This is a genomic window from Bradyrhizobium sp. 142 (assembly GCF_023074015.1).
Classification (GTDB): domain Bacteria; phylum Pseudomonadota; class Alphaproteobacteria; order Rhizobiales; family Xanthobacteraceae; genus Bradyrhizobium.
Genome location: NZ_JADPKQ010000216.1, coordinates 1 through 18,829, shown reverse-complemented (window position 1 = coordinate 18,829; position 18,829 = coordinate 1). Strand labels below are relative to the sequence as shown.

Genomic DNA, 18,829 nt, shown 5'->3' with positions numbered 1-18,829 from the left:
ATGCGACACAAAGCCAGATTGGTGCTGGCCGCGTGCGGCTAACATAATAACAACAGCCACAAAGAGTATTAGGAGTCCACGCATTTCAAAAGATTGCCCCAGAAACTGTATTCCAATTCTGGAATGGCTCGCATCCCGGTGCGCTTCTTCTAAGGCATCGGCGCGCGAGCATCCTGCACAAAATGAGACCAGCCTGTCACACTTACAAACGAAGGCCTAGAACCCCTCCGTCCTAGACGTCTCAGACGATATGCTTCGCCGCAACGCGGCGTATTGTCGCTTAACATACAGAAAAAATGCGCGCCTCCCAAGAAACGGCAGGAATAGTGCGCTGGATTCGAACAATGATCGACAGGATTATACAGCGTAAGGCAACGACTGCTCTCTCTCTCTCTCTCTCTCTCTCTCTCTCTCTCTCTCAGACTTGACGCGGTTCGTATGCAATCATGATCGTTCTCCAGTAGACGAGCAGCTCGCCGTCATATTTGACGAGGCGATCGACGTCTCGAACCGGCGGAAGCTAGGCAGCACAAGCCAAAAAGCGCGTCGCAACCGCGCAAGGAGCTCAGTGCGCATCTCGATCGGGTCGAGATCATCGTCGGCACCGAGGTCCCACAGAGGGCAATCTCACCGATTGTGAGTACATATCACATGGCGAAAGCTTGTCGTCCGCCGTCGGATACAAGAGGAGAATGCTGGGAAGGTATCGACGCCGCGCAGATTGGTCCGTTCCGTACGAAGTCTGCACCAGGGTAGCGAGCGTAATCTATCAACATAACCTGCAGGCGGAATGGCCTGTACCGCGGTGCGCTCTCACGTCGATGGCCCGTGACGCCAAATCACGAACCTTATCAATTATAAACTCACCCAAGTGTGCGGTGATTGACGAAGATTGTCATCGCCTATCGAGTGATTCGGCGTCAGTCTGCGGTAGCTGGACTCTATCCCAATCTCGGGCGACGGGGGTGGGAAGCGAAGGAACTCCATTGAGGGCGCAACGTAGTGCAAGCGATTGGACCAACTTGCCGCCGTGGCCAACGACTGCTGCTGCCGCAGAGAGTGGAGTTGTCGCAGAATAGAACCACAGCATTCGGAAACTGCAATACAGACGCCGCCTCTTCACTGACATGTAACTTCACGCTAAGGAGCGAACGTGACCGTATACGGTGGGCCGGTCTTTGACATGGCCGTGAAGCAATTCGAAGTAATCGCAGATTATCTAAGCATACCGGAAAACGCGAGAGCTCGGCTATTGATGCCGAAGCGCGCGGTCACGGTCTCCTGTCCGATTCACCGCGATGACGGCACGACGGCTGTCTTTGAGGGCTATCGTGTGCAGCATCACCTAACGCTTGGTCCCACGAAAGGTGGCACGCGGTTCGCCGCGAGCGTTGATCTCGGCGAAGTCGCGGCGCTAGCCATCTGGATGAGCTGGAAGTGTGCGCTGGTCGGATTGCCGTATGGCGGCGCGAAAGGTGGAATCAACGTCGATCCCTCAAGCTTGTCGAAGCGCGAACTTGAAGCGCTTTCGCGTCGATACATGCAGGAAATGATCCCGTTTGTTGGCCCGCATACAGATGTGATGGCGCCCGACATGGGGACCAACGAGCAGATTATGGCGTGGTTCATGGATACGTACTCAATGTATCAGGGACAAACAGTCACAGAAATCGTGACCGGCAAGCCTGTCAGCGCCGGCGGGACATTGGGACGTCGTGAAGCCACGGGGAGGGGTGTCGCTCATTTGGTCCGTCGTGCTGCGGATGAGCTTAAGATCCGACTCGATGGCGCAACTGCGGTTGTACAAGGGTTCGGAAATGTCGGTTCGATCGCCGCACTCGAGCTGCACAATATGGGCGTCAAAGTGATCGCGGTCAGCGATCATACCGGCGCGGTCTATCGGCCCGCGGGCCTCGACATTCCCCAATTGGTCCGACATGCAGTGTCGCGAGGCAGCTTAGACGGCTACTCCAACGAACGCTATTTCGAGCCAACGGAGATGCTGACGTTGCCTTGCGACATACTCGTTCCGGCCGCCGTCGAACGAGTCATCGATGGCAAGATCGCCGGTAGTCTGCGCTGCCGCATACTTGCCGAAGGAGCTAACGGCCCGACCACACCGGAAGCTGATCGAATCCTAGAAAAGCGTCAGGACGAAATCTTCCTGATCCCGGACATTTTGTGCAACTCGGGAGGTGTGGTGGTTAGCTACTTCGAATGGGTGCAGGATCTTCAGCAATTGTTCTGGGAGGAGGAGGAGGTCATGCAGCGGGAGTATCAGGTTCTGGATCGTGCGTTTGAGCGCGTCTTATCGCGAAGTAAGCGGGACAAGGTGTTCAACCGCACCGCCGCTATGGCCATCGGTGTGGAGCGGGTACGCGGCGCAAAGGAGACGCGTGGACTGTTCCCGTAGCCTGCGCAAGGAGCAAAGAGCAGACATAGCGGCGTCGGAACATTCTGTTCGCGCAAGCTACCCGCGCTTTCATGGAGGCGCTGCTCGCGGACGTGCCAACACCTGCACCGTCGATCAGCCAAGCGTTATCCGGCTGGTGGCACGGTTATGTGACGAAGCTGGAGACCTTGGGCTAAGGCCCTTGACGGAGACCTGTATGGTCTGTTCATATCGGGCAGCGTCCTGGAATACGAGTTTGCCAGCTTGCTGTCCGGCGTCGCTCCTTGAAGGAGTCTTGGCTCAGGTCCGCGTCAGCGAGACGTCGGGCCGGGACGCACCAGCGATACGTCGCTGCGATCACCGCGTTGTCATTTGATCACGCTCACCGGGCCAATATTTTGCTTTGGTGGAAATCCAAAGCTCGGCATCCGCTTCGGTTGCGAAGTCTCCAACGTGAGAATCCGGCCCGTTTCCCGTTGTGATCGCCACAAACCACCGACCTCTTTTCGTCGCTTCAGGTCTGAATTGAGTGAGCTTTTGCATCATGACTCCAATATGCGGCGTAGGAAAGCAGAGGAGCTGAGAACTCGCGTCGCCTTCCCGCAGCCACGGAAGTGGAATTGATTTCAAAGAGGCGCTTTCAAGATAAGCAAACACTCGAATTCTCCTTCGGTCAATGCGTCCGGCTCGGAAATCCGTTAGCCGAAGGGTTCAGTCGAGCGCCGATCTGATGCTGCTTCAAGAGGATGGACCAATGTCAAAAGATGTCCGGATCGTGCCCGAGACTGAGCGAGGTAAGGAACAGGCCATTACTTTCGTTTTGGCGATTGGCGCGGTTCGGCAGGTATGCCGTCTCCAGACGACGTTTCGAACACAAAGCTAAGCCTTCAGCTATTTCCACAAAAACCGGAACGCGTTCGAGCGTGTCGCTCGCGCGAGACTCGCACGTGGCGAAATTGAAGACGGTGTGATTGAGCATGACGATGCTTTAAGGTGTCGTGAGGACAATTCTCGGAGCGATAGCACGATAGCAGCGATCGTGACGATGGCGAGGTAGTTGCGGGCGATCCTTTCGCAGCGTGTCACCCGGTGAAAATTGCTTCAGCTTGCTGCAGCAGCACTCGATGAGGTGACGCTGCGTCGTAGAGATGCTTGTCGAGCGGGATATTTCGGCGATCGGGAAGGGTTGCTCGCAATAACGGCTTGGACACCTTTGTCGGCAGCAGCCTTGCGGATGCGGTCGGCGTCGTAAACGGCATCGACGATGACAAACTCAGCAGGCGCGCCCTCCAGCCGGCGCTGTAGCAGACCCGCGAAGGCAAGATGGTGCTCGGCGTCACGATCTCGAAGCGGGTCGTCGGGGCGGGTCCCGACGTTCCGACCCTTGCCGAACGTGGCTTCGAGCTGGATGCGTGGTATGGCGTTGGTGGCGTCCGCGGGCACGCCCACGTGACATCGTCAATCAGCTCAGGCCAGATCGCCAAACTGACGTGGGATCTCTCGACCCTCGACAGGCTGGTCGCGCTCTCGCGCGAACCGTTGCCGTCATCGACGCCCGACGGCTTCACCAATCCCATCAAGGCCGAAATTGACCGCGCGATCTTGAAGAACTTCGGCGCCGAGATCGAATAACACGCGGAGCCCGCCTACCGGCCGATCCGCTCGGGGTTGGTCGATCGCGTGTGCGGCGGCGCGATCTGAGTGCCGCCAGCGCTCAATCTTCGTTGGCGGCAATCGACTCCATCAAGGACACGAGCTGACGTTGCACGGTCTGGTCGCTGATCTTGCTGTAGGCGCGCAGCAATCGCAGGCTGAAGGCACTGTCCAGGAACAGAAGACTCTCGACCTCGCGGGCCTTGTTGTCGCCGTCGTAGAAGAAGGTAACAGGCACGTCGAGGGCGGTGGCGATCTGCTGAAGGCGGGCAGCTCCGACGCGGTTGACGCCCTTCTCGTACTTCTGGACCTGCTGGAAGCTGACGCCGAGCTTATCGCCGAGTTCGGCCTGGGAGATGTTCTGCTCCACACGCCGCAAGCGAATCCGCTTGCCCAACTCAATGTCGGGCTTGCCGGCACTGCGCTGCTTCATCTTCTTTGCTGCTGATCTGTTCATTCTGGTGACCCGTCGTTCAAATCAAGAAGACCGCAGGATGGTATCCAGACGCATGTGCGGGCTGGAAGCACCCTTATACTAACGCTGCCGACTACCTGAAGTCGATCGCGCCGAGGCGTCTGTCGACACTTCGCCCTCCACATTTGGCAGAATATTGACCGAACTACAACTACCACGGGTTTGGATCGTCACAGATTTTGCGCGCATGCTTACCATTGGTCCATTGGCACAGCCTGGTTCCCGTATTCCTACGGGAGCTTCGACATATCAACGGCGTTGCCGTCAGTACAACCTTTGCCAGTGTTCGTTGGGTGGTGAGGGCAGGCTGTTTCGTGTCGTTCCTGCGGGAAGATCGCCAGCTTCTCGATGAGGGTCGCAGCTTGGAGTCTATCGAGACGACTGTTTACGTCGATGCGCACATTGTCGTTGCCCTTGCCATGCACGGCGAGCGAGCGCAGGAGAGCCGGCTTCTCGTCATCGTCCGTAAAGACAGCGTCCCCGTCTCCATAGCATCCCAAGGGCATCGCCGGAAGAAAGGCTCGTCGTCGTGTAGTCGCCGAGCGTCCCCGCCATGCGAGTTGAGGGTGGCTTTTCGCGTTCTATGCGGATTAAGCGACGAAAAAGAACGCGCGAACGCATCGATCTACGGTGTAGAACTGCATCAGCGTTTGGTCACCCCTCGCACGGAGTCTCAACTGGAACAGCAAAGCCCGCTTTTACGCGATCCAATACGACCATCGTCCTGAAGCCCTTGATGTCCGGGTTCACGTAGAAGAATCGTCGAGTGAACTCCTCATATTCTTCCATGCTACTGGCGGTAACGTACAGGACGAAGTCCGCGTCTCCCGTGACGTAGAATCCGTTGACGACCTCGGCTGACGATTTGATGGCCTTCTTGAATCTATCGATGATATCTGAACGCTCCCGCTCCATAGTCACTAACACAAGCATTTGAATAGGCCGTCCCACCGCCTTCGGCGAAACGATCGAGACATCGCTCTCGATGATACCTTCCGAACGGAGCCTCTTCAGGCGCCGTTGACACGCCGTGGCAGAAAGCCCGGCGAGTTCGCCGATTACCTCGGAAGTCAGACGATTATTCTTTTGCACGATCTCAAGGATGCGGGCGTCGATTCGGTCGTATGGCATTTCGATTCCAGTTTCGGTGACTTTCATCGCGAAATGGCTGCACGACGCAGGAAAGCGTCCAGAAAACTATCCCAAAATGCATGGCATGGGGTGATTTCAACAATGGCGAATCCCGTAAAAGACCGGATTCGGGCTGAACTACTTGAGATCGCCGAAGTGCTGCTTGATGATCGTCTACCTGAAGAGGATCGAGCAGCGCTCCAGGGTGCCGAGCAAGCGCTGCGGAACCTCCTGGAACCAGACGCCTGGGAGCCGGCGTCCGAGATATTCTACCGGATCGGTGCTAGCACTACTTTGGCAGAATGTGTTTTCGCCGCTGTTTTTCAAGGACTTGCTTTCGGCAATATGGGCACTGCTGGGGCGGCGGCCGAAGGATGAGATCGACGATGGCGTGACGTACGGCGGGCATAGTCGGTTGAGGCGGAGGCCCGTTGATTCTTTTTTTTCCGCCCCGCGTTTGCGAGGCGACGATGTTGCAGGAAGGCGTAGGCAATCATTGTCATAAGGGCGTGGCGATGAAGACCTTGCCATGATCGCCCTTCGAAGTGATCAAGTCCAAGTTCCTCCTTCAACTGTTGATGCGCCTGCTCACAAATCCACCGTGCCTTGATGGTGGCGGCCAGCGTGCGCAGATCCGTCGTCGCCGGAAGATTGGCGAGATAGTATTTCTTCTCCCCGGAGGCACGTTGCTCGCCAATGAGCCAGGCTTCGTCGCCTGGGAGATGCTGCTGACCTTTATCCCATATCCGCTGCGGAGGGCCGTCGGCGGTGCGGACACGGAGAGCAGCAAATCGGGCTTTGAGCCGACCTTTCGTCCCGCTGCGCCAACTCACGGTTTTCCATTTGGCGCTGGCCAGCATTTGTTCTGCCGCAATCGATAAGATATCTGGCACGTGGTGCTTTCGTGGTTTGCCACGGGCTTTGGTGATCGGCCAAATGAGCTTCACATCGACCGGATACACTTTCTGGTGCCGAGGGATACCGACCGCCCAGGTCAGCCCGCGCTCTGTTAGCCCTTGTCGAAACGGCGCGCTGAGGCCGTATCCTGCATCCGCCAGCACACATCCAAAGCGTATGTTGGCTGCCATCGCGCGGTCAATCTCGGCTAAAGCGATCTCCGGCTTGGACCGTGGCGTTCGGTGTTCGACTGGCACGCGAGCGCGCTTCAAACGAGGCATGTCGCTTGTCCAGCTGTCAGGCAGAAAGAGACGTAACGCGACCATCACGGGCACTTCGCCGCGCGCAAGCGTTAAAGACACCAGCGTTTGGCAATTTGCAGTTTTACCGAGAGCCGACGCGTATTGAGCCGCAACACCGACCGATCGCTCACCCTTTTTCGGCAGTGAGGTGTCATCAATAACCAGCACCGCATCCCTGCCGCCGACAAGTCGGTCCGCCTGGTTGAGCAGCTCTGTCTCCAGCGGCGTGGCGTCCCAGACACCGTCCGCAATGAAATGGTGCAGCTGGTCGTAGTTGCCCGTGGCAAGGCGCTCCGCCATCGGCTGAACGCTCTTGCGATCGCCAGGACCGATCAATCCTGCAACATACAGAGGACACATCCGCTGCCGAGTCTTATGACCCAACCGGTCCAAGAACGGCATCAGCCAGCGTTCGAGCTCGTCTTCCCATCCCGCCATGGTCAGCCCTCCAAGAGCCGACCACCCAGAATCATTGAAAAATTGATTCGGGAATCCTATAAATCGCGGCAAAATCAACAATCTGCCAAAGTAGTGCTAGGGCGAAGACTCCTGGCACTTCTCAGCACTGAAGCGCTCCTTGACGTGTAAGGCCCAAGCGTCCTCGATCAACTCCTCCCACCGATCATCCGTGCATAGGAGAGTCGCGAAGACCGCGCTAAGAACGAGAGCAAGGACGAATAGAGGCTCTGGATCAGCACCAGCATGATCAGGGTCATGGACGGGCTCCGAACGCCGCTATGACCTTTGCGTAGACCTCTCAGGGTCTGCCTGAAAACTGCTGCCGCTGTCGGGGCAATGAGGAAGTCTACCACATCTGGACCTTTGGCGTCACTCAGTAAAGGATCACGCAGGAGGAATGGGACAAGGTGAGCGGCCTCACCACGAAGAAGCGGCCCGATTAATCTCCCGCATCGACAAGGCCTTCGCGGCGCTCGCCGATCGCCATCGCCGGCACGCAGTCGAAACTACTTTGCAAGCGGCCGCGCAGGGCGGGTGAGCTCGCGGCTGCGCTCGGTCTGCCGGCGCCTGCGATGAGCCGGCATTCGCACCAATTGAAGCGGAGCGGGCTTGTTGAGGAGCATCCCGAGTTCGATGCACGCGTCGCAGCTGCCCGAATCCCTACGCTTGGCCAGGATGAAGTGAGGGCGCCTAGTTTAACTGCTGCTCCGTTCTTGGTGCGGATAACCTGACGCACGATCCAGGAGCGCCTAAGCGGGCTGACATTGTCTTCTGAGCATTTGGGCTCAGTGACGCCGGAGAAATTGGGCGATGCAATCGGTTAGCGCGTTAGAATAAATTATCCGCCAGGGCGATGAGTGGGAGAACGAACTGTTAATCCGAGGGCAGCCGACAGCTGCTCCCACAATTTGCATTTTTCGCGTGATCCAGCGTATCCGGCACCGGCCCTGATACTGCCATGTACTGATGCAACTGGTACTTGAGCCTGTTGGAGAGATTGTCATGGCAAAACCCCCTCAAATCATCCTCACGCCGTTCTTCCGTCCTCGCGATGAAGACGCTGAGGAGCAACAGATGTACGTGGCGGGATTCGTCGATGAGGAGGACGAGGTGTGGGGTACGCTAATCCCACTGGACGCAGAGATGGTCGAGCAAGCCGTTATGGGCCATCAGACATTCGGGGTTTGGTGCAACTCCGACGGCCGCATCCAACCGCAGCCCGGTAGCGACGGGTTATTCGAACACCTTCTCGAGAAAGGTCAATTGAAGGAAACGCCTCTCGACGAACTTGTTGCCAAGGCTATCGAGGAGGGCAGGAATGAACCCAATGATGAGATTCTCGACATGTTCGAGACCCTGCATGAGCGGCTCGTACGCGCCACGGGCGCAGTCGCTAACGAGATTGCCCGGCGCAGGCGATGAAATCCCGGCGCGTGAGCGCACAGTGAAAGAGGATCTTGGCCACCTTTGATAGTTGGCCGAGAAGGATGTCCCTGGCATAGCAGAACACGCATCGACGGCCGCAATCCTCGTCGGATTGATCACGGCTCGTGGCGGCCTGCGCCGGCGTTCCGACAGGATAATAACATCCGCTCGCTAACGCCTAGTGCGTTCGAAGCTGCCGTTGATCCACCCGCGCCCGCGAGCCCACCCGAGCTGTTTCGCAGGAAGCGCAGAATTGGTTGCTGACGTTCGCTCGTGCCTTTGATCTACAGTCATATTTCCTCAGAGCCGCCGACGGCCACACACCTGTCCATTGTGGCAGGGGGCACGGAAAGTAACGAAAGCGCTGTAGTGAAGGACGTGAGCTGCTTAATCAGCGAGTATCCCTTGCCCTGCTCACTTACCCACTTGCGCCTGGGAGAGCCGGGCTCTGACCAATCTACCGCAAGATCCTGCTAATTGCCGATACCCTCGACCTTCCGGATCAGGCCTCGCGCCACCGATGTCCGTTCAGAATCCGTAAGATCGTTCGGCCCAGCGCAGCAGCACGCGCGTGTCCCGATCAGGTAAGACCACGCGCTGGTCACGCAGGCCTTTGGCGATCGCATGACCAACCTCCGGTTCAACGCGATTGCCGTGTGTCATCAGAAAAAACCAGCCGAATGGAACGCCGACTTCACGGTCGATCGCCTCGACGCGGTCCATCAGGATATGGACCGAGGCGTCGCCAGCGATGAGCCTCTCTTCCGGCAGATGCAGCGGGCGCGGCACGAATCCGATCTCGCGCGTGCCTTTATCGTCGTAGTCGTAAATGTCGAGCGCCCAGTGCGCGTAGACGCGCTCGGCCGAAGCGCTTGATTCGTCCCAATCCTGGAAGAAGCGATTCTCCCGTGGCACGAACTCGAACCAGTCCGGCACCAATTCCAGGAACGGGGTCTCGGTCGTGCCCTCCCGCGTCACTTCCCGCACGACACGGCGTTCCATCTCCGGCCGCTGCGCCTCGCGCTTCTCGCGCTCGAGGCGGGCGCGACGGGTCAGGAAACTCCGGACATGCACGACGCTGCTGCCCGCGCGCCCAAGCATCCGATAGAGCGGGCCGGCGATTACCTTGTCGTCGGACATATCTTCGTGCGTGATCCATGACGGATCGAGTAACTCGTCCTTGCCCCAAGGGCGGTACATCGGATTGACGATCGGCCCCACACGCCATTCGACTTCCCGGCCGAGACGGATTTGCACATAGTCCGCCGCGCCCGGTCCAGTTGGTGCAAAGGCGTACACGCTGTTGCCGTGCCATTCCGAGATCTGAAGGTCGCTCTCGCGCAATCGAGTCCAAACGGCGCCAATGTCGCCGTTGTCCTTGGCTAGCTCGGCTTCCATCCACGGCCGGTATTCTGCGATCCGTGTCCCGTCCGCGGCGATCACTGAGCGCGTGTCGCGGCAATATTGATCGTCGACGTTCGCCGTCGAAAACGGAAATCCCGGAAACGCCTCTGTGAGCGCGGCCGCCAGCGTCGCTTCGTCAGCTACGGTCGGAAGACGTGCGAGAACCGCCTCGATCGAGGCGGGATCTGGCAATCGCACTGGGATGTTCTCTGGAACTTCACCCATGCCTTGATCCTATCATTGTAGCCTGCTGAGTCCTGTTCGCTTTTCCCGGGGCGGACCCCGCTATGGGTTGGGCGGTCCAGCATTCAGGTGCTGCTCGAGCGCTTCGATGCTCGCCATGACGTCCGCGAAGGTGGGCGGCGTGCCGAAGATCATCGCCGACATCCGTTCATAGTCGGCGGCGAGCCTGGCTCGCATCTCCGCGGTCGGGACGAGGCGATAGCTGCCGGGCACGGCGCGATCGTATCGGTGATCCGGCGCGCGAAACATCAACTCCTTGTGCTGCCGGCAGGCTTCAGCAAGATCGCGCATCGACGCCGTGGCGACGCCATAGTCCGGATGGGTCCAGATTTGATGGACGTCGTAATAGTGGCGCGAGTAGCGATTGAGATCGGGCACCGGACGGTCTGGCTTGCCTTCCGTCCCTCGCTTCTCGGTCATTTCGGTCATGGCATGCAGGATCAGCACCTTCTCCCAGAAGGTCCGCTCGGGCTTGACCGTCGTCACGTTCGGGACTGTCAGATTGAGCCCCTCCGGCATTTCCGACGCAATGTAGGGAACGATCTCTCGCGACTCGGCCGGCTCGGGATCGGGGCGCGCACCACCTTCGATGCGGACCGCCGCCTGCACATAGGCGTTGCCGGTATCGAAGACGCTCTTGTGACCGACCACAAGGATATCGAGCGCTTCCGTATTGCGATGAGTATCGAAGCCGAAGCCGAGTGAGAAATGTCCGGGCTGTTCGGCGGCGCCTTCGACGGCTGCGGTCTCTGTCGTCAGCTCCTTCTTGAGTGGATCCGAGATATATTGCCGCGCGGCCTCGTCGACTTTCTCGGCGAGCGCGCGCTGCTGCTGATTCACGGAAGGGAGGGCGCCGATCTCGGCTTCTATCGGGACGTGCAGATCGGCCTTGTAGATGCCGATTCTATATCCTCGGAGAAGCGACGGATCAGTCCATACGCCTTGCTGAGGCTTGTGCCGCCCTTGAAATAAAGTCCGATGGGATTACCCCGCCGGTTGAAGAGGAAGTCGAGCACCCAGCAGACATAGAGGTCCTTCTCGATGTTCTGCGCCTCTGTCTCCAGATAAGCGGCAACCGTCGAGAAGAGTGTGCGCCGATCGTCGACGCTCGAGCGCAGGATTTCAATGAAGGTTTTCTGCATTGCCGCCTTTTGCGCCCTCAGGATTAGGCTCGCCGTCGCTGTGCTTCTCCGCGAAGAGCCTACGTGTGATCGTTTCGACCAGCGGGTACATCCACGCCGGGACCGCTTGGATGTTGTCGCGTAGATCTAGTGCGATTATTTCGCGGTTCGGATCGTGCGACAAATGCCGGACGATACCGTTCACGGCCGGATCGAGGCTCGATCGCTCATCCCGAAACCATGTCAGCGCCTGGACTACGCGCATGGCGGGCCGGCCGGCCCAGAATGCGGTCTTGGCCGAAATGCGCTTGAAGTCGAGCTTGTAGATGACGGGCTTGGTCACCTGCGAATCGCCGGCGCTCGCCTCGATCTCGATCGTCCGCGGATAGGTATCGGCATAGATCGTCGATCGCGCCGGAACGGCCGTGGTCAGGCCGAGGTCGTTCGCGGCCGTCATGCCATCGACCAGTACACGCAGCTTGTCGCGCCGGGCGATGGCATCGATGAACGAGGCGCGCGGCGGAAACACCATCTTGCCGGTCAGCTTGCTGAGGCCCGGCTTGTCATAGAGGCCGCGATGAGGCCGGCGGATGTCGCCCCTCAGGGTCAGCCGCTGTAGCGCCTTCTCGACAGCGTTCGGGGTTCCGATGTCGAGAAAATCGGCGCGCGACCACACACCGGCCGGCGCCGCCTGGGCGATCCGATCATGGATGCGATCGAGGGTGTCGGACGTTGGGTCTGGCATTAAGAACAATCATATTCTGTCCGAATATTGTATATAAAAATTGGTCAGTAGCAAGGCGAACTGCTTTACTGACCAGAATTTGTATTCAAGATCTGGTCAGTAAAGCCCAAAAAGCCGTCCTTGTTCCTTCGGGACCCCTCGCCCAACTGTCCGCCGAACATGGATTCTCGACATGCAAGTCGAGCTTTTCGAAAGGCGCGAGACGAACTGAAGGCCGACGCCGATCTGGTGAACCAGGTGCTGGAAATCACCTCGGAGGACGAGGCCCTCCACGTTCGACGTTATCGGCTTCCCGATATCGATTAGGCTTGCGGCGCGCGCGACAGTTATTTTGGATCCGGCGGAAACCGGTCGAGCCAGTCGAGCACACTCCGCACGACTAGCTCGGCCGTCGGCTTGGCATCGCGTGCTTCTTCCGGTCGAAGATCGGGCACGCCCGCAGGGTGATCGGACAACATCCGCCCGGCGTGTATGCGTTGGCGCGTTTGAATTAGGCCGTCTGCCCGGCTTCGCGTGGCCTGATCCAGGATGCTCGATCGTCCTCCGGACGCCGCGCTCGAGACAAGATCGTCGATCCGCCAGGTACGCGGATCACGTTCGAAGTTGTTGGATCCGAATGGGCCTACCTGCTTGGATCGCGCGTGCTTGACCACGAACGTTAGCGCGCCTTCCACGAGAGCCGCCGCCAGCACGCATACGGAGACGGATGCCGACTGGATATCCGAGCGTTTCAACTCCGAAACGATCTGCACCCACCACGTATGAAACCAGCGTAGTCGAGCGAGTTCAGCCTCGCAGCGAATGCATCGAATGGTTCCGCGTGTCGGGGCCACCCATCGGCTCTTCTCGAGATGACATCCTTCACGATCGGCATCAGTTGGGAACGCGTGTCGCGAGGCATCGCGACACGTTGCGCTTTCATCTGTTCGCTTGGGAGGGGACCATTCCCATTGACCGGCATCGCGAAGCGCAGCACGCCGTCCTTTTCCGCCATGTACTCGGCGAATATCAAGATGGTTATTGCGGCTTCGATGCCGGTCTCGGAAATTCCACGTGAGACGGCGCGCGAAACCAAAGTGTCCCGCTCCATCTGAGCTTTCGCTTGTCCCAGATTCCGCGCAAGTTCGCCGAACTCGGTATAAACGAAGTCGAAAGCTTCGAGATCGCGGTACTCCGGCGTTTCAGGCAGAAAGACCTTCCAAGTGATGAGCGTCTGCTGTTCGGGACCGAGAAGCTTCGATCCCGTCCCATCGAGTGCAGACCCATCGTCACAAACGCGTCCCCGATCTCGCCCTCTCGGTATCCCGCGCGATCGCCGATTTCTTTGATTTCCGCGAAGGTCAATCCCGGTTCGCGCGGACGTATGAAGACGCTGCATTCGAGAGCCTCCGCGATGAACTTTTTCACCTTCTGCAGATGCATCATTTTCGCGATACTCCAGGGCGGGCCTGTTGCCCTAACCTCAGTTTGTTACTGTTCGATCGGCGAATCGTCTCGCCGGCTCCCTTCTATGGCAGCGCGATAGTACCCGTTCGTCGTCGTAGTCACAAAGGTCGTCGGGGAGCATCTTTGGGGCGGGCTGTCGTGGCGGCCCTTTCGGACGCGACGGCGTGTCGTCCGTGGTTCGTTGCCTCAAACGCGCCAACGGCGTTCATAACAGCTCAATAACCCGCTCGCGCAGATGCCCGGCCAATATCTTCGCATCGTTACACCGGCTGCCCCATTCGTCGATATTCTCGCCAAATAAGCCCTGCGCGCATAGTCGAGTATCGCGGCATACCGATCGGGCATTTGCGGGATTGCCCAGGCAGCGGCTACGTCCTTGGTGACGAACTCTCCCGTCTTGGCGGTACGCGACATTCTGGCAAGTGTGAGCAAGACGTTCCGCTCGTCCCTTAGCTAGCAGCCCATGAAGCAATGCGGGAAGGGCATCGTACATGGCCTGACGGACGCGTCCCAAGGATATCTCGGGCAGAAGATCCGAGGCGCATTGCCCGAGCAGGAGGATCGCGTGCTGACTCGCCTGCGCGAGAACCAGCGTGTATTCTGGGCCGCGCGTGGGCATGGGCAGTTCGCCTGCCTCGAACGCATCACGCAACCAATCGTCATAGGTAAACTCGGCGCGCGTTGGGAAGCGGTTTTCGGACAGGTCCGACAGGCAGAATATGATGACCTCGATGCAGCGCGGGCCGCCCGGCGCGGCGGGATGGCGACCGGAAATCCGCATCAGCGCCGTCAGAAGATCGTTGCGCTGATCGTTAGTTATGCCACGGTCGATAACTGCCAGCAGATCAATATCGCTCTGTGGCCGAAGTTTTCCTGAAACCGCCGATCCATGCAGATACACGACAAGAAACGCATCCCCGAGGATACCCCTCAAGGCCGCAGTTGTTGCCCGCATTTGGTCGGCCTGTTCCGCTGTTCTTCTCTGCATCGCTCTTTAATTCGTCTGTGAAGGACTATCACATGGCCGGCGGCTTGGTCCTCCAAAAATTGGTCATGAGGTATCGCCTTTATTTTCGCCGGGCTTTGGCGAAGCCGCGTTCCGTGGCGATGAAGCGTTCCAGCATGGGCACGATCAGACGCACCGGATCGGAGATAGGCTGGCCTGTCTCACCGGCTAGGATTTCGGTCAACCGGACGCCCCGCGCATTGCGTTCGTACAGGAGAATGCCAAGGTCTTCTTCCAGCGTCTTCGCGCGGGCGCTGACGTTCGACAGGCTGACGCCCAGCGCGTTGGCGGCGTGACGGAAGTTCAGATGTTCGGCTACCGCCATGACCTGGATCAGCGACGCCATAGATATCCGAGAACCGAGCAATGCTCGGTCCCCGCTATTGGTCTTAATGGGCCTTCTCAGACCCGCGCACCGTATATCTATGCACTACCGCGATGCGGATATGAGAAGCATCATCGGCCTCTCGATCTCGTCCTCCAGTTCCGGATTGGCTCTAATCTGCTCTGCGGACGGAGCAAACTCCTCAATTGTGCGAATCGTAAACCCAACTCGCATCAGCGTATTGAGCGTTGTGCTGATGGTCCTATGATATTTAAGTACCCCTTTTGCAAACCAATCAGTTTGACGTTCACCCTCGATGGAATAGCGATTCACCGGCCACGTCTTTCGACCATCCTCATCTGCGATCCAGTGAGGATGAACAGCAGCCATGAAAACTGGATGCTCGATTGTGAAGACAATGCTTCCGCCGGGCACAAGCGCCCGATAGATCATCTGGGTAAGGCGGTCGAAATCCCGAATATAGTGGAAAGTTAGTGCGCTGTAGGCCAAATCAAATGCCGCCCCCGGTAGCTCCAATGTCTCGATATCCGCGATTTGGTATGTGATTTGTGAGTCACTCGTATCGGCCTTCGCTCGGTGAATCATATTCTCGGACAAATCGAGGCCGAGCACTGTAGCCGCGCCGTGTTCGCGCATCCAGCGCGACGCCCAGCCAAAGCCGCATCCGAGATCGACGATATGTTTTCCGCTCAGATCAGGTAACACGGTCCTGATGGCGGGCCACTCGGGAGCACCGTCAAGGCCGTGCACTTGGCGAGGCAACTGGCTGTAGCCAGCAAAGAAATCGGGATTGTCGTAGATGTTCTGTGCCATGATAAAACTCCATCAAGCGTGATGGACGAGGCACGGTACAAACGCGGAAAGCCTCATCCACGGGGGGCGAGGCCAAGGTATCGTCCGCTAGCGATAGTTTAGTGCGGCCGATATCCCAGCATCCCGCCTACTGGGATGCCGGCCAACCGGGCGACTATGTGGGTATCCTTCTCAACCATGCTGAAGGGATATTCTTTAGTGCTTGGGGCGTCAACACTGTCTTGCATCCCCTTGCAATGCAACTTGCAACTCGAACTTGGTTTGCTCGATCGCGAGCCAGGCGCACTGCGAGGTATGAGCGCCGATCATCCGTCGATCGAAACGCCTTCCCTACGTAAAGCTCGCTGGACGGCCCGGCGCTTTGCAACTTGTTGCAAATTGGCCGTCCGGAATGGACGGCTATCCTGCATTGGCAATCCAATGCGATGGCCACCGGTGGAGAACCAGAAAAAAGGCATCCACGATCGAGAACCGCTCACCGAGCGCCCAGGTGCGCCCGTCCGCGAAGCTCTTTTCTATGTCTGAATAGCCGGCTTCTACGATTTGACGTCCTTGCGCGGCCAACACGTCGCGGCGATTCGCCAGCAACAGCAGGGCGCGAAGGAACGAGCATGAGAGAGCTTATGGCTTATTCCCGCGAGCTATCGAGATTGCGACATGACAGATCGCAGCTGGGATTAGGCGGGCGGGCGCGTTGCCGATCGGATGAACTTGAGTTGGCGGGAGGAGCGGTCGAGCGTTCATGGCGGTCGCCGAGTGCGCGCTTAGAATGTACGTTCGGCCCAAACGTTCGACTTCCAAGAATCATGTTTGCTCACGCTGGACGATGTTTTTACGCACGATAGGGCATCGATGCGCAGCAATTCGGCTTCCAAGTTCCGTTAACGTGCGGCTCAGGGACCCAATCAACCTGGCGCCAAACGCAATGACAATGATGCGCCTGCACGGATCGACTTCCCGGCTCGCGGGCGCTGCGACGGTGGTCATCGCCAGCATCGCCGTGACAAATGCGGCTGGTTGTCCGCGACAGGACGCGCTCGGCACGTCGCGGGTGCTCGCTGTCGATGCGAAGGGCTATTTGCGCGTTGGATTAAAGAACTTTTCAGGGACCCTTCCTCTGGCCGATCATGAGGTCGTCCTCACATTCGACGATGGTCCGCGACCGCCCAACACGCAAAAGGTGCTGGCGGCACTCGCCAAGGAATGCGTGCGAGCCACATTCTTCCTGGTCGGCAGGTCCTCCGCGGAATTTCCCGGGCTCGTCCGGCGCATCGCCTCCCAGGGCCACACCGTTGCGCACCATAGCTGGTCGCATCCGATGATGTCGAGATTGCCTTTCGAACAGGCAATGGAAGATATCGATCGTGGCATTGCGGCCGATGAAATGGCGCTCAACGGTGTGTCGACCACAATTCCGTCGACACCTTTCTTCCGCTTCCCTTACTTCGACTCGACCCCCGCGATGCTCGAGTCTCTGCAGTCGCGCGAGGTCGTCGTCTTCGGAGCTGACCTTTGGGCGAGCGACTGGGAGGACATAGGACCAGACCAAGAGCTAAGGAACGTGATCGAGCAACTGGAAATTACCAGGAGGGGCATCATTCTGCTGCACGATGCCCAGGCCCGCACCGCCGCGATGATGCCGGCCTTCCTGCGATATCTGCACGAGAACGGCTACCGGATTGTGCACTTGGAGCCGGCTGCCTCGGGTGGGAGGAATGCTGAGACGACCCGCTGATATTGTGAGCTTCAGTCCGCGCGGAGCAACCTCTGGAAGTGGACGTTGCTCCCAAGTTTCCGCTTTGTCCCTCGCGTACCCCAGGGATATTCAGGGCGCCATACTCAAACAGAACTGCGCCGCCGCTTTGAGCGAGGCGGGGCCCTAATCGCGCATAGCTCTGACAGATGGCTCGATTGTAAGGCGTAGCGATCAGCTTAGTGCCGTCGAAAACCTCCAGCAAGCTATTGCAGGCCGGACAGCAGTACTCGCCTTTTCCCATGCTGGGACCATAATTCGAGACGACGAAAACCAGCGCCGCACTCAGAACAAGTCACATCGCTCATTCTCATGTCTTCGCCTCACGCTGCACGCTGTCAAGATTCCTTAACATAGTTTAGTTCCAGCACGAACGGTTCTCAAAATGCCGGACACTTTAATCTATTGTCTGGTCCGAACGGTGGCGGTTCATATGGTATCGGTGTGTCTTGCGCTAAAATGGTGCAACCTATGTAGAACGGTTGTCTTCGGCGCCGTTTATCTTCGGCGCGACGTCGGCGCCGGAAGTTGGGGAACTACCGATCTCGGGGGCGGATATGAAGCGTCTTGCGATCTTTCTGGACGGTACCTGGAACACGCTGAACAACAACACGAAGAGCTATCGCCAAATTTTGGTGACGGCCGGAGCCGGTCAGGCGGCGGCGGTTATGGGCTGACGGTCGGTCGGCTTGGCGATGACCTCGATCCCATCGTTGAATGTCACACCGAGAACGAGTTTTGGCAACTGGTTGTGGCCATCGAGACGACGCCAGCTTCTCTGCGCGGCCTCAAGCAGTTTGAAGACCATCGCGAGTGCCGTCTTGTTGGACAGGCAGCCCTTCGATCGGATGGTGCGGTGGCGCACGGTGGCGAAGGTGCTTTCGATGGGGTTGGTAACCGGTATGAGATGTCTCGGTGCCAACGTTCCGCTGCGGTTTTCTACATCGTGGCGTATGGTGCGACCATCGGGACAGAGGCACCGGGAGCACGATGTGCGGGCAGGCCGATGCATACGATGAGCTGAGAGCTCGAGTTAGTAGCTGGCCGCCTCTGCGACTCGCCCGGTTGCGCTGGGAGCGCGAATCCGTAGTTGTCGTGTCGCCCGCAGCTCCCGTCATATGTTCAGGCAGGAGGTGCAAATGCGACGGGTGATTGGCATCGACGTCCACCGAACTTTTGGGGAGGTGGTGTTTTGGGAAGACGGCAGGCTCCGACATG

The 18,829-nt window shown here is 58.4% G+C and carries 17 protein-coding genes and 6 pseudogenes; 7 read left to right on the top strand and 16 right to left on the bottom strand.

What is annotated here, in order from left to right; all coding sequences use genetic code 11:
* Positions 1 to 1,153: 1,153 nt before the first annotated feature.
* Positions 1,154 to 2,413, top strand: coding sequence for a Glu/Leu/Phe/Val dehydrogenase (locus IVA82_RS19860; protein ID WP_247493463.1), 1,260 nt, complete (start codon positions 1,154 to 1,156; stop codon positions 2,411 to 2,413).
* Positions 2,414 to 2,749: 336 nt separating this feature from the next.
* Here IVA82_RS19860 and IVA82_RS19855 read toward each other — a convergent pair whose 3' ends face one another.
* The gene (locus tag IVA82_RS19855; RefSeq protein ID WP_247493462.1) at positions 2,750 to 3,049 is read right to left on the bottom strand and encodes a hypothetical protein; all 300 of its coding nucleotides are present in this window, start codon (positions 3,047 to 3,049) and stop codon (positions 2,750 to 2,752) included.
* A gap of 97 nt (positions 3,050 to 3,146) precedes the next feature.
* Here IVA82_RS19855 and IVA82_RS19850 point away from each other — a divergent pair.
* Positions 3,147 to 3,365, top strand: a pseudogene (locus IVA82_RS19850) (hypothetical protein); the annotation flags it as partial.
* A gap of 38 nt (positions 3,366 to 3,403) precedes the next feature.
* Here IVA82_RS19850 and IVA82_RS19845 read toward each other — a convergent pair.
* Positions 3,404 to 3,685 (bottom strand): annotated as a pseudogene (locus IVA82_RS19845) (transposase); the annotation flags it as partial.
* A gap of 156 nt (positions 3,686 to 3,841) precedes the next feature.
* Between IVA82_RS19845 and IVA82_RS19840 the strand changes: the two are divergent.
* Complete coding sequence (locus IVA82_RS19840) at positions 3,842 to 4,024, top strand: hypothetical protein (RefSeq protein ID WP_247493461.1); 183 nt, start codon at positions 3,842 to 3,844, stop codon at positions 4,022 to 4,024.
* Between the two features lie 82 nt (positions 4,025 to 4,106).
* Here IVA82_RS19840 and IVA82_RS19835 read toward each other — a convergent pair whose 3' ends face one another.
* The 3 genes and pseudogenes from IVA82_RS19835 to IVA82_RS19825 form a co-directional block, all read right to left on the bottom strand.
* Positions 4,107 to 4,502 carry a helix-turn-helix transcriptional regulator gene (locus IVA82_RS19835; protein ID WP_247493460.1) on the bottom strand — a complete coding sequence of 132 codons (396 nt, stop codon included), beginning with the start codon at positions 4,500 to 4,502 and terminating at the stop codon, positions 4,107 to 4,109.
* A gap of 347 nt (positions 4,503 to 4,849) precedes the next feature.
* Positions 4,850 to 5,041: pseudogene (locus IVA82_RS19830) on the bottom strand (DegT/DnrJ/EryC1/StrS family aminotransferase); the annotation flags it as partial.
* A 133-nt stretch (positions 5,042 to 5,174) separates the two neighbouring features.
* Positions 5,175 to 5,651: an Lrp/AsnC family transcriptional regulator gene (locus tag IVA82_RS19825; protein WP_247493481.1), complete on the bottom strand. Its 477-nt coding sequence runs from the start codon at positions 5,649 to 5,651 to the stop codon at positions 5,175 to 5,177.
* Between IVA82_RS19825 and IVA82_RS19820 the strand changes: the two genes are divergently transcribed.
* Positions 5,607 to 6,029, top strand: a complete 423-nt coding sequence (locus IVA82_RS19820) for a CotH kinase family protein (protein WP_247493484.1) — start codon at positions 5,607 to 5,609, stop codon at positions 6,027 to 6,029. The two genes, IVA82_RS19825 and IVA82_RS19820, sit on opposite strands and share 45 nt — an antisense overlap.
* On the opposite strand, the gene IVA82_RS19815 is transcribed toward IVA82_RS19820, so the two are convergent.
* Complete coding sequence (locus IVA82_RS19815; protein ID WP_247493459.1) at positions 5,975 to 7,288, bottom strand: IS701 family transposase; 1,314 nt, start codon at positions 7,286 to 7,288, stop codon at positions 5,975 to 5,977. The genes IVA82_RS19820 and IVA82_RS19815 overlap by 55 nt on opposite strands.
* Before the next feature lie 1,023 nt (positions 7,289 to 8,311).
* Between IVA82_RS19815 and IVA82_RS19810 the strand changes: the two genes are divergently transcribed.
* A complete protein-coding gene (locus IVA82_RS19810; RefSeq protein ID WP_247493458.1) occupies positions 8,312 to 8,731 on the top strand; it encodes a hypothetical protein in 420 nt (139 codons plus the stop codon).
* Between the two features lie 531 nt (positions 8,732 to 9,262).
* Here IVA82_RS19810 and IVA82_RS19805 read toward each other — a convergent pair.
* The 9 genes and pseudogenes from IVA82_RS19805 to IVA82_RS19765 form a co-directional block, all read right to left on the bottom strand.
* Positions 9,263 to 10,363: a hypothetical protein gene (locus IVA82_RS19805; protein WP_247493457.1), complete on the bottom strand. Its 1,101-nt coding sequence runs from the start codon at positions 10,361 to 10,363 to the stop codon at positions 9,263 to 9,265.
* Between the two features lie 60 nt (positions 10,364 to 10,423).
* Positions 10,424 to 11,523 (bottom strand): annotated as a pseudogene (locus tag IVA82_RS19800) (nucleotidyl transferase AbiEii/AbiGii toxin family protein).
* Complete coding sequence (locus tag IVA82_RS19795) at positions 11,504 to 12,247, bottom strand: DUF6088 family protein (protein ID WP_247493456.1); 744 nt, start codon at positions 12,245 to 12,247, stop codon at positions 11,504 to 11,506. The pseudogene IVA82_RS19800 and the gene IVA82_RS19795 overlap by 20 nt, the downstream one beginning before the upstream one ends.
* A 326-nt stretch (positions 12,248 to 12,573) precedes the next feature.
* A complete protein-coding gene (locus tag IVA82_RS19790) occupies positions 12,574 to 12,999 on the bottom strand; it encodes a hypothetical protein (RefSeq protein ID WP_247493455.1) in 426 nt (141 codons plus the stop codon).
* The gene (locus IVA82_RS19785) at positions 12,978 to 13,625 is read right to left on the bottom strand and encodes a hypothetical protein (RefSeq protein WP_247493454.1); all 648 of its coding nucleotides are present in this window, start codon (positions 13,623 to 13,625) and stop codon (positions 12,978 to 12,980) included. The genes IVA82_RS19790 and IVA82_RS19785 overlap by 22 nt, the downstream gene beginning before the upstream one ends.
* Before the next feature lie 254 nt (positions 13,626 to 13,879).
* Positions 13,880 to 14,107: an aminoglycoside adenylyltransferase domain-containing protein gene (locus tag IVA82_RS49005; RefSeq protein ID WP_346659677.1), complete on the bottom strand. Its 228-nt coding sequence runs from the start codon at positions 14,105 to 14,107 to the stop codon at positions 13,880 to 13,882.
* Between the two features lie 370 nt (positions 14,108 to 14,477).
* Positions 14,478 to 14,648: pseudogene (locus IVA82_RS49000) on the bottom strand (nucleotidyltransferase domain-containing protein); the annotation flags it as partial.
* A gap of 112 nt (positions 14,649 to 14,760) precedes the next feature.
* Positions 14,761 to 15,045 carry a LysR family transcriptional regulator gene (locus IVA82_RS48565; protein WP_276578787.1) on the bottom strand — a complete coding sequence of 95 codons (285 nt, stop codon included), beginning with the start codon at positions 15,043 to 15,045 and terminating at the stop codon, positions 14,761 to 14,763.
* An 84-nt stretch (positions 15,046 to 15,129) separates the two neighbouring features.
* Positions 15,130 to 15,858 carry a class I SAM-dependent methyltransferase gene (locus IVA82_RS19765; protein ID WP_247493453.1) on the bottom strand — a complete coding sequence of 243 codons (729 nt, stop codon included), beginning with the start codon at positions 15,856 to 15,858 and terminating at the stop codon, positions 15,130 to 15,132.
* 931 nt (positions 15,859 to 16,789) lie between these two features.
* On the opposite strand from IVA82_RS19765, the gene IVA82_RS19760 reads away from it, so the two are divergent.
* A complete protein-coding gene (locus IVA82_RS19760; RefSeq protein ID WP_247493452.1) occupies positions 16,790 to 17,593 on the top strand; it encodes a polysaccharide deacetylase family protein in 804 nt (267 codons plus the stop codon).
* A gap of 575 nt (positions 17,594 to 18,168) precedes the next feature.
* On the top strand, positions 18,169 to 18,288 hold the full coding sequence (locus tag IVA82_RS19755; RefSeq protein WP_247493451.1) for a DUF2235 domain-containing protein: 120 nt from the start codon (positions 18,169 to 18,171) through the stop codon (positions 18,286 to 18,288).
* Here the strand turns inward: IVA82_RS19755 and IVA82_RS19750 are convergent.
* Positions 18,264 to 18,506, bottom strand: a pseudogene (locus IVA82_RS19750) (IS256 family transposase); the annotation flags it as partial. The gene IVA82_RS19755 and the pseudogene IVA82_RS19750 sit on opposite strands and share 25 nt — an antisense overlap.
* Positions 18,507 to 18,829: the final 323 nt, after the last annotated feature.